The sequence below is a fragment of the Arthrobacter sp. B0316-5-4 genome (assembly GCF_059090325.1).
This window is the reverse complement of sequence record NZ_JBNHFN010000005.1, coordinates 421,067-434,035: the sequence shown is the minus strand read 5'-3', so window position 1 is coordinate 434,035 and position 12,969 is coordinate 421,067. Positions and strand designations below refer to the sequence as shown.

Annotated in this window: 11 protein-coding genes; 3 read left to right on the top strand and 8 right to left on the bottom strand. The window is 63.6% G+C overall.

The window, feature by feature from the left end:
• The first annotated feature begins 178 nt into the window (after positions 1–178).
• The gene (gene ald, locus AC5RU9_RS17675) at positions 179–1,297 is read left to right on the top strand and encodes an alanine dehydrogenase (protein ID WP_211710736.1); all 1,119 of its coding nucleotides are present in this window, start codon (positions 179–181) and stop codon (positions 1,295–1,297) included.
• 69 nt (positions 1,298–1,366) lie between these two features.
• Here ald and AC5RU9_RS17670 read toward each other — a convergent pair whose 3' ends face one another.
• From AC5RU9_RS17670 to AC5RU9_RS17660, 3 genes are all read right to left on the bottom strand, one after another.
• Positions 1,367–2,128: a hypothetical protein gene (locus tag AC5RU9_RS17670; protein ID WP_494017445.1), complete on the bottom strand. Its 762-nt coding sequence runs from the start codon at positions 2,126–2,128 to the stop codon at positions 1,367–1,369.
• Positions 2,125–2,676, bottom strand: coding sequence for an RNA polymerase sigma factor (locus tag AC5RU9_RS17665; protein WP_494017444.1), 552 nt, complete (start codon positions 2,674–2,676; stop codon positions 2,125–2,127). Before AC5RU9_RS17665 ends, AC5RU9_RS17670 begins: the two co-directional genes overlap by 4 nt.
• An 87-nt stretch (positions 2,677–2,763) precedes the next feature.
• Positions 2,764–3,504: a hypothetical protein gene (locus tag AC5RU9_RS17660; protein WP_494017443.1), complete on the bottom strand. Its 741-nt coding sequence runs from the start codon at positions 3,502–3,504 to the stop codon at positions 2,764–2,766.
• 281 nt (positions 3,505–3,785) lie between these two features.
• Here AC5RU9_RS17660 and AC5RU9_RS17655 point away from each other — a divergent pair, with 281 nt between their 5' ends.
• Positions 3,786–4,979, top strand: a complete 1,194-nt coding sequence (locus AC5RU9_RS17655; protein ID WP_494017442.1) for a hypothetical protein — start codon at positions 3,786–3,788, stop codon at positions 4,977–4,979.
• 17 nt (positions 4,980–4,996) lie between these two features.
• Entirely contained in the window at positions 4,997–5,497 is a 501-nt protein-coding gene (locus AC5RU9_RS17650; protein WP_494017441.1) for a hypothetical protein, read from the top strand.
• Here AC5RU9_RS17650 and AC5RU9_RS17645 read toward each other — a convergent pair.
• The 5 genes from AC5RU9_RS17645 to AC5RU9_RS17625 all read right to left on the bottom strand — a co-directional run bounded on the left by AC5RU9_RS17645 (position 5,463) and on the right by AC5RU9_RS17625 (position 12,665).
• Positions 5,463–6,509, bottom strand: coding sequence for a Gfo/Idh/MocA family protein (locus AC5RU9_RS17645; RefSeq protein WP_494017440.1), 1,047 nt, complete (start codon positions 6,507–6,509; stop codon positions 5,463–5,465). The two genes, AC5RU9_RS17650 and AC5RU9_RS17645, sit on opposite strands and share 35 nt — an antisense overlap.
• Before the next feature lie 245 nt (positions 6,510–6,754).
• On the bottom strand, positions 6,755–8,482 hold the full coding sequence (locus AC5RU9_RS17640) for an ABC transporter family substrate-binding protein (protein ID WP_494017439.1): 1,728 nt from the start codon (positions 8,480–8,482) through the stop codon (positions 6,755–6,757).
• Positions 8,483–8,560: 78 nt separating this feature from the next.
• Positions 8,561–10,714 carry an ABC transporter ATP-binding protein gene (locus tag AC5RU9_RS17635; RefSeq protein ID WP_494017438.1) on the bottom strand — a complete coding sequence of 718 codons (2,154 nt, stop codon included), beginning with the start codon at positions 10,712–10,714 and terminating at the stop codon, positions 8,561–8,563.
• Positions 10,711–11,682 carry an ABC transporter permease gene (locus AC5RU9_RS17630; RefSeq protein WP_494017437.1) on the bottom strand — a complete coding sequence of 324 codons (972 nt, stop codon included), beginning with the start codon at positions 11,680–11,682 and terminating at the stop codon, positions 10,711–10,713. Before AC5RU9_RS17630 ends, AC5RU9_RS17635 begins: the two co-directional genes overlap by 4 nt.
• Positions 11,682–12,665, bottom strand: a complete 984-nt coding sequence (locus AC5RU9_RS17625; protein ID WP_309992720.1) for an ABC transporter permease — start codon at positions 12,663–12,665, stop codon at positions 11,682–11,684. The genes AC5RU9_RS17630 and AC5RU9_RS17625 overlap by 1 nt, the downstream gene beginning before the upstream one ends.
• Between the last annotated feature and the right edge of the window lie 304 nt (positions 12,666–12,969).

The following is a 12,969-nucleotide window of genomic DNA, read 5'->3' as shown; positions in this document are numbered from 1 at the left end:
ACGCTCCAGTCCTCGACAAATGTCGAGTCTACGTGAAGAAGATCGTTGAATTTCCGGGCATTTAGCACTGACCTCCGCCGGCATTCCATGTCGCCTGCCTCACAGCCGGATTTATTCTGGAATCACAGCCCGCAGCAAATTTTTCGGCCGAACAGGCCGCTAACGATGGAGCCAGCAAATGATCATCGGCGTCCCCAAAGAAATCAAGAACAACGAGTTCCGCGTAGCCATCACGGCCGCCGGTGTCCACGAGTTCCGCACCCACGGACACACCGTCCTGGTTGAGCGCGGCGCAGGACTGGGCTCGGGCATCACCGACGAGGAATACTCGATTGCCGGCGCCGAAATCGTCAACGAAGCCGATGACGTCTGGGGCCGCGCTGACATGGTCATGAAGGTCAAGGAACCCATCGCGGCCGAGTACCACCGCTTCCGCAAGGGCCTGATCCTCTTCACCTACCTGCACCTCGCCGCTGAACCCGAACTCACCGCCGAGCTCATCAACTCCGGCGTGACGGCCATCGCCTACGAAACCGTGCAGGAAGGCCGCACCCTTCCGCTGCTCGCCCCGATGTCCGAGGTTGCAGGCCGCCTGTCCGTCGTGGTCGGCGCTTCCTCGCTGATGGCTCCGGCCGGCGGCAAGGGCGTCCTGCTGGGCGGCGTACCGGGTGTCCGTCCGGCCAAGGTTGTTGTCCTCGGCGCCGGCGTTGCGGGAACCAACGCCGCTGCCATGGCGCTGGGCCTCGGTGCCGATGTCACCATCATGGACATCAACATCAACCGGCTGCGCGAACTCGACGCCCTCTACCAGGGCCGCCTGAAGACCGTTGCTTCCAACGCCTACGAGATCGAGAAGTCAGTCATCGACGCAGATCTCGTGATCGGCTCCGTCCTGATCCCGGGTGCCAAGGCTCCCAAGCTGGTCACCAACGAACTCGTCTCCCGCATGAAGCCGGGATCGGTCTTGGTGGACATCGCCGTTGACCAGGGCGGCTGCTTCGAGGACACGCACCCCACCACCCACCAGGAACCGACGTACAAGGTCCACAACTCGATCTTCTACTGCGTTGCCAACATGCCTGGCGCCGTTCCGAACACCTCCACGTACGCACTGACCAACGTCACCCTGCGCTACGCCGTGGCACTGGCCAACCTGGGCGTCAAGGCCGCTTTCGACCGCGACCCCGCCCTCGCAGCCGGCCTCAACATCGCCGGTGGCCACGTGGCACACCACTCCGTTTCCGAGGCGCACAACCTGCCGCTCGTGAACGACTGGCACAGCCTGGTTTCCGCCTAACGGGCAAAACCACAACCGCACGACGGCGGGGTGCGGCTTCCACACGAAGCCGCACCCCGCCGTCGTGGTTTAAGGCGCGCCGAGTACCGGCGGTGAGGGTTCCACGCGGATGGGAACGGGTACCGGGAGGTCCGACGGGCGAAGCTTTCCCGGGTCAATTGTGGGAGGAACCACGGCCGGAGGTGTCACGGGTACTGCCGGGGGTGTGGGAATGACTCCGTTGCCGGGCTCGCCCCGCGAGGGCACCTTGGGTGCTTTTGTTGCTGCGCTCCCGCCGGGTTGCGCCTGGGAACCGCGTTCATGGGCGCTTGGCTCCGGCAAAGCGGGCGCCTGGCCGGGTTGGCTCTGCACGGGAGTGGGCCTGACGTCCCGGGAAGGCGACTCAGTGGTCGAACCCGCCGGGCCACCCTGTCTCGGAGCGGATCCCGCGCCGGGCGCCAACTGTGAAACCACCGAACCGATGGCTGCCCCAAGATGCTGGAAAGCACCCGGGATTCCGCCCTCGGACGCGGCCGCTGCCGTAGCACCGCCGGCCAGGGAGACAACGACAGCCAAGCCCGCGATGGCTGCGCGGCGCTTGTTCCGTCTCCGCACGGCCAGCTCGTCGCGCACCGCGGGTTCGTCGTGCGCCGCAGGTTCGTCGCGCACAGCGGGTTCTGCGACCATCAGCGCCCGGACTGCTTCCGACGGCGAAGGCGCTGTGGCCGCCAGTGAGCGGAGTTCGAGCAGTTCGGCGCGGATCCCGGCGTCGCCTTCCAAGCCGGAACTGGCCAACAGGTGGTCGATCGCGTCCGCGTCGTTACGCCCGCGCGGCGGAAAGTGTTCGCTCATGATGTGCCGTTCGTTCGTTGTGCCCGTTTTTTCAGTGCGGCCAATGCCCTGCGCTGCAACTGCTTCACTGCTCCTTGCGACTTGCCCATGATGGCCGCTGTCTCCTCAACGGAGAGGTCGGCAACGACCCTCAGCGCAAGCACTTCCCGGTAGTCGTCCGCGAGGCCCTCCAGGAGGTCCGAAACCCCCAGGCCAGCGGCCCGCCCGAACGCCTGGTCCTCGGCCGATGGGGCGCGCCGGCCGTCCAGGTCCGGCTCGTAGGGGGTGGAACCGGGTGTTCGTGCACGCTTGCGGTAATGGTCCACCATCCGGGCGTGCGCGATGGAGAACAACAGGGACTTTGCCCCCTGGAGCCCGCCTTGAAGGGTTTCCAGCTGGGGATGGAGGGCCAGGAACACGTCCTGCGTGACGGCCTCGGGGTCGTCCACGCCCCGGGCGCGGAGGTAGCCGAAAACCGGCCCCGCGAAGCTGTTATAGGCAGCCGTGAAGAGCAGTGCGGGGTCGTCCTGATCCGCCTGCACATATTCATCAGCCAAAGGGTCAAGCACCCGTGGACGCCTCCATCCCACGTTACGTAGCGGGGCTCCTTGTCCTAAGCCAAGGAGCCCCGCCCTTAAACCGTAGCCTCTGCCCGCTTAGCGGACAGCATCGAGCGGAGCTCCAGGAACGGCCGGAACGTGGCTGGCAATCTGGCCCGGGACCGCAGGTGCAGCGGGGGTGGCGGGCACGGCCGGTACACCTGGGACAGTCGGCGTGGCAGGCACCGCGGGGGTTGCTGGGACTGCCGGAACCGCGGCCGTTGCCGGCAGTCCGGACGTGGCGGCAGCATCGACGTCGGCGTTTGTCTTGGCCGAGCCGTCCGCCTTCAGACCCGCGGCCTTACCGGCGTCGACGACGGCCTGGCAATGCGCCTCAACCTTTGCGTCGCCACCCGCGGCGATCGCCAGGGACTTGAAGCCCGGGACCGTGGTGTCGGACTTCAAGCCGCCATTGAGGAAGGCCGAGCAGAGGCCGAAAGCCTCTGGGGAGGTGGCGAGTGCGTGCTGGGCTGTGGCCTTCGCGTCGGATACAGCGTCGGTGGCCTTTGCTTGGCCTGCCTCGGCAGCGTCAGCGGCCTTTGCCTGCGCGGTCCCGACGGCGTCAGTCACCTTGGACTTGGCGCTTTCGGCAGTGGCGGCTGCTTCAGAGCTGGCTGCTTTGGCGGTGTTCCCGTCGACCGGAGCCGGAGCGCCAACAAGATCGTGCGCCGTCTGCTGGAAACCGGTGGGGAGCGCTCCGTTGAAGGCAGCTACGCCTGTTCCGCCGGCCGCTACGGCTCCCGCGGCCAGGACGCCCGCGGCGACTTTGCTGGTGGCAAGGACAGTGAAAAAGGACATGAAACCCTCCGAAAAACTTGGGATTGCCCCGGCAGCTGTTGGGTCGCTGCCGGATGATCAATGCACGGGCATGGCCCGCACACCTCCTACATCGCTTGGGGCTGCTGCGAGGTTACTCACTTGGTCAAAGTTTTTCGGCCGGCTTTGTCCACACCGGTAGTTCTCCCCATGGCAGCCCCAATCCGCAGTAGTTATGCTCGGGAGACACCTGACGCCAAACTGGTCTGCAGGTTTTCTAATGTCGCAACGTTCAGGGGATACGTGATGGGACTGGTTTGGTAATGGCACAGGGATTGGTGGGCGCCGACGTCGGAGATCTCCGGCGGCTCTCGGCGGTAATGGACTCTGAGGCCCAAAAGATCAGCGACCTGCGGCTGCAGCTCAACGCATTGATCCAGCAGGGCAACTACTGGCGGGGCAACGACGCCGACCGTTTCCGCAGTGCCTGGCACAGTGATCTCCAGGGCCGGCTGGGCGCCGCTGCAGCATGCCTCAAGGACAACGCACGTGCCCTGAAACTCAATGCCGAACAGCAGGAGCAAGCCTCCCTGGGTGGAGCGGGACGCGGGCTGGGCGACGGAAAGGGCAGGAGCCCCTCGGAGACACTGGGGTTCACGTTTGATCCCACCACCTACGGACCCGTCACGGTTGAAGGCAAAGGTTCGTTCGACAGCCAGGCAACAGGCGAAGCGCACGGCTCCCTGGGCCCGGAGGGAATCGCAGCGGGCGGCTCCGGCGAAGCATCCACCGGCGGCCAGATGACGTGGACGGCGAAGGGCGGGTACGGGCCCATGAACACCACTGTCACCAACGAAACGTTCGTCGGAGCGCGCGCCAACGGCGAGTTCGAGGCCAGCGTGCCGTTCGGGCTGGGACTCCCCAACGCCAGCGCCAAGGGTGAAGCGTTTGCAGGGGCCGAGAACACCACCACGGTTCGTTCCGACTTCTTCGACGGCTGGATTACCAACACCTCCACAACCCGGGCCATGACCGGGGTAGAGGCCAGTGCCCATGCCAACGCGAGCAGCCCCTTCCTCTTTTCCGCCGGCGGCGAGGGGTTCGCCGGTCAAAAAATCACCACAGACAATGAAACCGAGTTTGCCGGAGGCTTGTTCAGTGTGGGCCAGGGCGGAGAGATACGGGGCGGCGCCTGGGCCAGTGCGGGCGAAGGCGAAGTCAGCGTCAAGAACAAGGACGTCACAGGCAGCGCGTTCAGCGCCGGAGCCGGAGCGGAACTGACCGGGAGCCAATACGTGGAGGTGCTGGGGCAGAAAATAACCCTCAACGGCACCGTCGCTGCGGGCGCAGGTGAGAGTCACTTCTACACCGTCTCCCTGGACGAAGACGGACTCACACTCGGCGCGGGCGCCAAGATCACCGCAGAGCTGGGACTTGGCGCTGGCGGTCAGATCACGCTCAGCCCCAAAGGATTCGTGGACTCGGTCACCGGATTCATCGACTTCGTCAACAACTAGCCTCCGAAAGGGCTCCCGTGACATCGCAGCAGGTTTTCCCGTCCGAAGCATTCCCCGCGTACCCCACCATCAAACTCGACCCACCCGCCGGTTGGACCCAGCAAGTAGTCCCCGAAGCGGTGGGCGCACTGATGGCACCGGCCGCGGAAGGAAATTACACCGCGAACGTGGTCATCTCCGTATCGCGCCGCCAGCCCGGGTACGGACTCCAGGACATCGCCGCTTCCCTGGACCGGTTCCTGGATTCCTTGCCGGAGGCTGTCCTGCTCGGCACAGAGCCGGTGACCATCAACGGCCGCGATTGGCACGTCCGGGAAGCCCGATACACGCACCCCCAGGCCGGGCCCCTGGCGCAGTTCACGGCCGTCACCGTGGTGGACCAGGAAGCTTCTGCAGATGTCATCCAGCTGACGGGAAGCTGCCAGCCGCGCGAAGGCAATGCAGATCTGAAAGCGATCTACTCGGTGGTTGCGAGCGCCGACATCACACCAGCCCCCGGGCCTGCTCAATCAGCTTGAGTACTGCCACCGAATCAGCCGGATCAACAGGCAACGGACGCCCTGAAGCCGTACCGCCGTCGTCGAGCTTGTCCGCCAGCAACCGGTAGAACTCTGGATAGGCCCCCCGTTCGGTGGGGACCGCGGTGGGCTCCCCGTCGACCGCCAGGGTTCCATGGTTTTGCGACGGCTCGACGCCGTACTCCGGGTCCGTGGGCAGACCGCCACCGGACAGGTAGGGTTCCTGCGGGTCGGCCCCGAACTTCACGAAACCGCCGCGGGTCCCCAGAACCCGGAAGCGTGGACCGGGCAGCTGGCTGGTGAGGTTGATGGTCACGTGGCTGACCACTCCCGATCCGTGTTCCAGGACCAGGAAGACGTCGTCGTCGGCGCTCTCCTGGGGGCGGCGGGCCCGGATCTCCGCGTGAGTCACTTCAGCCGGCCCGAAGAACCGTAAAGCCAGGTCCAGCACATGGGTGCCGAGGTCGAAGAGGACCCCGCCCCCGTCCTCTGCCGTGGCACTGGCCTTCCACTCCTTCGCGATCGCCGGGGCCCACCGCTCCATCGCGGCTTCGAACCTGGTCACCGTCCCCAGCGTGCCGGCGTCGAGCAGCTTCTGCACGGTAAGGGCGTCGGCATCCCATCGGCGGTTTTGGTAGACCGTGAGTACGCGACCCAACTTCGCCGCGAGCTGGATCAGTTCCTCGCCTTGGTTGCTGTGGACCACGAACGGTTTGTCCACGACGACGTCGAGGCCGGCTTCCAGCGCCGCTTTCGCGAGCGGGTAGTGGGTTGCGGGCGGTGTGCCTATGACGAGCAGGTCCAGCTGGTCGGCGAGGGCCAGGATGTCGTTGGGAGTGTCGACGATCTTTGCCTGCGGGTACCGGTCCTTCGCTTTGGCTTGGCGTGCTGCGTCCGATGTTGCGATGACGGCGAGCTCGTACGCGGGGTTGGCCGCGATGAAAGGAGCATGAAAGACGCTGCCGGAGAGCCCGAAACCGGCAACGGCCGTGCGGATTGGCGTGGAAGTCATGTCCCTAGGCTACCGATCCTCGCTCACGTAACAGCCCCTTCCCGCGATCCCTCTCTCACCGGGTGAGAGAGGGATCGGCCCAAACGGGAGGGAGGTGAGAGAGGGATCGGCCCAAATGGGAGGGATGTGAGGGAGGGTTGGAGGTATGGCGAAGGCCGGGAACCAACCCCGAACCGATCGAACCGGATAAACCGATCAACAGGTTGGGGGTGGTTCCCGGCCTTCAGGAAACTACAGCGGGGTGGCTACTTCTTGGCGCCCTTTTCCCAGCCGATGGTGGTCCAATCCGGAACGTTGGAGAGGCTCTTGAACAGGGACGGGCCGTAGTTGGCCAGGCCCGTGCGCACGAACTGGATCTCCGGGCCGTTGAGGACGGTGCCCATGGAGTAGTACTTCTCCATGTGCTTCTTCTCTACGTCCATGGCGGCCTTGTTGCGCTCTTTGTCATCGGAGATGGTCGCCAGGCGCTTGATTTCGGCGTCGAGCTCGGCATCGCCGAGGCCATTTTCGTTGGTGGTGGAGTCGTAGTACTGCTTCACGGCGTCAGTGGCGTCCGGGCCCACGGTGTAACCGGAGATGGTGAGGTCGAACTCGCGGCCGCCGATGACCTTGCCGAAGTCGGCGTCACCGCGCTGGTCGATGGTCACGTCCATGCCGGCAGCCTTGAGCTGGTTCTGCAGCGTCTGCGAGGTTGCGGCTGCGGTGGGGTCATCACCGAAGTTGGTGATCTTGAAGGCGATAGGAGTGCCGTCCTTGGCCATGATCCCCTTGTCGTTGGCTGTGTAGCCAGCGTCGGTCAGGACCTTCTTGGCAGCCTCGGCACCGGTGTCCTTCACGGGGTAGTTGTCCTGGTAGTACTGGGAGAACGGCATGAGCATCATGGAGCCCGAGCTCTCTTCGGACCAGTTCAGGCCGTTGAAGCGGACGTCGCGGATGGCCTTGCGGTCGACGGCGGTGAAAATCGCCTTACGCACGGCAACATCGGTCAGGGCCGGCCGCTTGGCGTTGATGTTGAGACCACCGGCGAAGAGACGCTGGCCACGGCGGACCTCGGAGTTAGTGGTGCCTTCCAGCTGCTTGTAGCGGCCCAGGGTACGGCCGTTGGCGGCGTCGATCTCACCGTTCTTGAAGGCAGCGATGGTTGCACTCGGTTCCATCTGGCGCCAAATGACCTTGTCCAGCACCGGCTTCTGTCCCCACCACTTGTCGTTGGGGATCATGGTGACGGTCTTGGCGGTGGTGTCGTAGTTCTCCACCTTGAAGGGACCGGCCATCCATTCGGGGTGCATCTCACCGGCGAAACCCTTGTTGAAGATTTCCGGAGTGTTGATGGCCGGGTGGATCAGGCCGAAGAAGAGGCCTTCCAGTGGGAAGACGGGCTGCGTGGTGGTGACAATGACTTCTTTGTCGTTGGCGCCAGCCTTGACCGAATCCACGAATGCGTAGGCGCCCGCGGTGACAATGTCGATCGACTTGTCTTCGCCGCGGAGCATCTTCCAGGTGTTCTCGAAGGTCTTGACGTCGATGGGGGTCCCATCGTTCCAGGTTGCCTTGTCGTTCACCTTGATGGTGATGGTCTGCTTGCCGTCTTTTACTTCGCTCTTGACGTCTTCGCAGAAGTCCTTATTCGGCGAGGCCTTGCCGTCGAAGTCCAGCTTCCAGCAGCCGCCAATCCCGCCGCTGCTGATGGAAGCGGTGTTGACGGGAGTCATGAGCGCTGAATTGTCAGCGCTGTTGCCCACATTGGAGAATCCGTTGAAGTCGGGACCAATGCTGCCTACGCCCAAGGTGACCGTCCCACCCGGCTCCAGGTCTTTCGCTTCCTTGGCGTTGACGCTAATCAGCTTGCTGATGTCGCCGCCACTTTCTTCTGCCTTCTGGGAGGCCGGACCCGACGGCGTTCCCCCGCCGCAAGCGGTCAGCATGAGCGTCGCTGCGAGCGCTACGCCGCCGATCGTCGTGTACTTCTTCATGGTTTGCCCTTCATGTTTACGACTTGGAATATCTTTGCGAGTTGAGACCAGGGATATATGTCAATGCGTCATGTGTTGTCAGGCATGCACCACCAGCATGTCGGCATCTATTTCTCCGTCCGGGAAGAAGCAGGCGAAGTCCTGCGCCCCTCCGGAAGCCAGTGGCGGCTCCAGAGTAAGGCACTTCTCCTGCTTCCCCGCGGGAAGCGCGGCGAATACGGGGCAACGTGTAGCGAAGTTACATCCCTTGGGCGCATCAAGCGGGCTGGGCAGGTCGCCCTGCAGGATGATGCGTTCGCGGGTGCGTTCCAGGTTGGGGTCCGGAACCGGGATGGCAGAGAGCAGGGCACGCGTGTAGGGGTGGCGTGGGTTGTCGAAGACTTCGTCCACGTCGCCGGTCTCCACGATCTTGCCCAGGTACATCACGGCCACGCGGTCTGAGATGTGCCGGACCACCGAAAGGTCGTGGGCCACCATGAGGTAGCTCAAGCCCAGCTCGGCACGGAGCTTGTCCAGCAGGTTGATCACGCCAGCCTGCACAGAAACGTCCAGTGCAGACACTGGCTCGTCCAGGACCACCAGCTTGGGGTTGACGGCGAGTGCCCGGGCAATGCCGATGCGCTGGCGTTGGCCGCCGGAGAACTGGTTGGGGAAGCGGTTGACGTGGTCCGGTTGCAGGCCCACCAGCTTCATGAGCTCCATGATTCGTTTCCTGATGGCGGCCTTGGGCATCCCCAGGTTCTCAAGGGGTTCGGCCAGGACTTCGTAAACCGTGAAGCGCGGATCCAGGGCGCCTGTGGGGTCCTGGAACACCATCTGCATTTCCTTGCGCATGGCCATCTTGGTTTTGTGGTCGGTGGCTACCTTGTTACTCACGCCGCCGATCACCACCTCGCCCACCTGGTCCGGGTGGAACTCCATGATTTCCAGCAAGGTGGTGGTCTTGCCGCAACCGGACTCGCCCACGATCGAGACGCACTCACCCTCGCGGATGTCGAAGCTCAGTCCGTCCACGGCCTTGACCGTGCCAATGCGTCGTTTGATGAGCGCACCCTTGAGCAGCGGGAAGTGCTTTTTCACGTCCTTGAGTTCCAGGACCTTTTCGCGCTCAAGGCGGGCAACGCCGTCGAACTTTGAAACGGGCTTCGGCGGTGCCTGGAAAATCTTGTGCGCGTCGGCGTCGCCACTCAACTGGTCGGCCTTGATGCAGGCTGCTTTGTGTCCGAGCGTTTGTCCCTGCACACCCGGCACCGCAAGCAACTCCGGCTCGCCGTGCAGGCAGGCGTCGCTGACCATCGGGCAGCGGGCCGCGAACGAGCATCCGATGACGGGCAGCGCCAGGTTGGGCGGCGTCCCTTCGATGGGTACCAGCGACTGCTTGTCCGAGGAGTCCACGCGTGGAACGGCTCCCAACAGGCCCAAGGTGTAGGGCATGCGCGGGTTGTAGTAGATGTCCTCCACGGTGCCGGTTTCCACGGGCTTGCCCGCGTACATCACCATGATGTCGTCGGCCATGCCGGCCACGACGCCGAGGTCGTGCGTGATCATGACGACGGCGGCGCCGGTTTCCTCTTGCGCGGTGTGGAGGACTTCGAGCACCTGCGCCTGGATAGTGACGTCCAACGCCGTCGTGGGTTCATCGGCGATGAGGACGCGGGGATCGTTGGCAATCGCGATGGCGATCATGACGCGCTGGCGCATGCCGCCGGAAAACTCGTGGGGGAATGCCTTCAGCCGGTCCTTCGGGCTGGGGATGCCCACCATCCGCAAGAGGTCGACGGCGCGGGCTTCTTTTGCCTGCTTGGTCATGGTCGGGTTGTGGACCGTGAGCGCCTCGATGATCTGGTGGCCCACCGTGTAGACGGGGGTCAGCGAAGACAACGGGTCCTGGAAGACCATGGCAATGTCGCTGCCGCGGTGCTTGCACATGGCCTTATCGCTCAGGCCCAGGAGTTCCTTGCCCTTGTATCGCACCGAACCGGAGATGTCCGCGGTTTCGGGGAGGAGGCCCATGATGGCCATGGACGTGACGGACTTGCCGGAGCCGGACTCACCCACGATGCCCAGGGTCTTGCCCGGCATGAGGTCGAAATCCACTCCGCGTACGGCGTGGACCACCCCGTTTTCGGAATTGAAGCGGACGTTGAGGTCCCGGACGCTGAGCACGGCGTCACCCGGTGCGTACAGTCCGGCGTCGCGGAGGCGTTCGGCAGGAGTGGTGTTGGTGCTCATTTGTTGATCTTCTTCGCAGTCTGGGGCTTGGTCCGCTTCGCCCGGCCGATGGAACTGGAGCTGGGATCGAAAGCGTCACGGAGTCCGTCATTCATCATGGCCAGCGAACCTGTCAGCAGGAACATGACGGTCAACGGAACCCAGAACATCCAAGGGAACGACGAGACCTGGCCCGTGGCCTGGCCGATCAAGACACCGAGGCTGACGTCAGGAAGCTTGATGCCGATACCGATGAACGAGAACGCCACTTCGGCCAGGATGGCACCCGTGATGCCGCGGGTGAAGTCGAGCACCAGCAGCGAGCCGATGTTGGGAACCAGGTGCCGCCACACGATGCGTCGCGAGGGGACGCCCATGTACCTGGCCGCTTTGACGTAGTCGCGTTGCATGAGCGACATGGACAGCGAGCGCACCAGGCGGGCAGTACCCATCCAACTGAAGAAGAGCAGGACGATAACCAGCAGGAGCCAGCTGGGGAGGTTCTTGAGTCCTCCGCTGCCACTGGTCGCCACGGCTACCACCAGGATGGCGGGCATCATGATGAGCGCTTCCAGGATGAACAGCATGGTGGCATCCACCTTGCCGCCGAAGAACGCCATGGTGCATCCGTACACAGCGGAGATCAGGACGGAAAGGCCACCCACAATCAGGCCAATGAGGATGGAGGTCCTGGTGCCATCAACTATGAGCGCCATGAGGTCGATGCCGGCCTGTGTCGTACCGAGCAGGTGGTCCGGGGACGGCGGCATCCCGATGTTGAACGGATCCAGGGTTTCCTTGTCCCACGGGGTCAGGAACCCGCCAAAGATGGAGAAAAGAAACAGGGCAAGGAAGATGAACAAACCGGCGACGGCGGTCCGGTTCCGCATGAACCGGCGGAAGATGATGCGGGATTTCCCAATGACGACGTCCTGGTCAGCAACCCGGGACTCGTCGATTTCCGCCATGGGATCGATGATGTTCGTCATTACTGGACCCTCACTCGTGGATCAACCAGCGTTGTGGCGAAGTCGGCCAGGATAGCGCCGATGGCGAAGATCACTGAGCCGTAAGCCAACGTGGCCGTAGCTACGTTCACGTCCTGCAGCCCGATGGACTGGATGCTCCACAAACCAATGCCGGGCCAGGCGAAGATGGCTTCGGCGAAGAAGCCGCCGGTGAAGATCGCCGGGATGGTGAACGCGATGCTTTGCGCCACGGGAATGAACGAAACTCTCAGCGCATGGCGGGTGATCGCCTGGTTCCTGGTGAGTCCTTTGGCCCGTGCGGTGCGGACGAAGTCTGCGTTGACGTTGTCCAGGAGGTACTGACGCTGGGCGATCTGGTACCCGGCCCAACCGAAGATGGTCATCGCGAAGGTGGGCACGGCGTAGTGGGCCACAAGGTCAACGAAAGCGGGCCACCCAGGGTCGATTCCCGGCGTCGAAATTCCTGTCACGAAGAAGATGCGCTGCCCAACAGTCTCGTTGATGCTGATGGCGCCGAGCTGGACCAGGAAGTAGGCGATGGGCGCCGGAAGAATGTGGACCAGGTAGCTGTAGGACGTGATGACGCGGTCCTGGAACTTGTACTGGCGTGCTGCAGAGTAGACGCCCAGTGCGACGCCGATGATCAGCGTCAGGATGATCGAGGCGATGAAGAGCCGGGTGGAGACCAGGACACGGTCGGCGAATTCCGCATTGACGAATGCGCCGTTGGGGCTGCGGCCCCAGTCCCAGCGGGTGACAATGCCGCCGAGCCATTCAACGTAGCGCTCCCATGGATTCTTATCCGGATCCAGGCCGAGCCCCCGGAACGATGCCGCTACTTGTTCGGGCGTGGGCCGCGGAATCTTTTCCTGTTCGAGGACCGCTGGTTTGAGCGATGAGACAGCCAGGAAGTAGCCGGCGCTTGTGGTCAGGAAGATCATGATCAGGTAGATTCCCGATCGCTTCATCAGATATTTCAGCATGTCGGGTGGCTGCCCCGAATCGTGGCAAAACTCAAAGCTCGTCCTTCCGCGGTTCCCGGCTGTGGCCGGCGTCAGCTACGAATTGGCGTAGCGGGTTGTTGAGCCCCCCACGCCCTTTCAGTGATCACCAGCCCTGTATGGCATGCGTCACATTCAAGAGGAAACTACCACAATAACTGCTTCACGTTTTGCTTCGGCGGGGTCAGTTTCCTGCCTGCCGCCAGATTGTTATGTGCAGACTGCGTCACGAATTGGACCGCGAGAGTTCCATCGTGGCGCCGGGACGCCACCCACAAGGCGGAGG

Coding starts and splice junctions, on each gene's coding strand:
- AC5RU9_RS17635 (WP_494017438.1), bottom strand. CDS start 10,714: ATGAGCACCAACACCACTCCTGCCGAACGCCTCCGCGACGCCGGACTG.
- AC5RU9_RS17660 (WP_494017443.1), bottom strand. CDS start 3,504: ATGTCCTTTTTCACTGTCCTTGCCACCAGCAAAGTCGCCGCGGGCGTC.
- AC5RU9_RS17625 (WP_309992720.1), bottom strand. CDS start 12,665: ATGCTGAAATATCTGATGAAGCGATCGGGAATCTACCTGATCATGATC.
- AC5RU9_RS17670 (WP_494017445.1), bottom strand. CDS start 2,128: ATGAGCGAACACTTTCCGCCGCGCGGGCGTAACGACGCGGACGCGATC.
- AC5RU9_RS17630 (WP_494017437.1), bottom strand. CDS start 11,682: ATGACGAACATCATCGATCCCATGGCGGAAATCGACGAGTCCCGGGTT.
- ald (WP_211710736.1), top strand. CDS start 179: ATGATCATCGGCGTCCCCAAAGAAATCAAGAACAACGAGTTCCGCGTA.
- AC5RU9_RS17640 (WP_494017439.1), bottom strand. CDS start 8,482: ATGAAGAAGTACACGACGATCGGCGGCGTAGCGCTCGCAGCGACGCTC.
- AC5RU9_RS17655 (WP_494017442.1), top strand. CDS start 3,786: ATGGCACAGGGATTGGTGGGCGCCGACGTCGGAGATCTCCGGCGGCTC.
- AC5RU9_RS17645 (WP_494017440.1), bottom strand. CDS start 6,509: ATGACTTCCACGCCAATCCGCACGGCCGTTGCCGGTTTCGGGCTCTCC.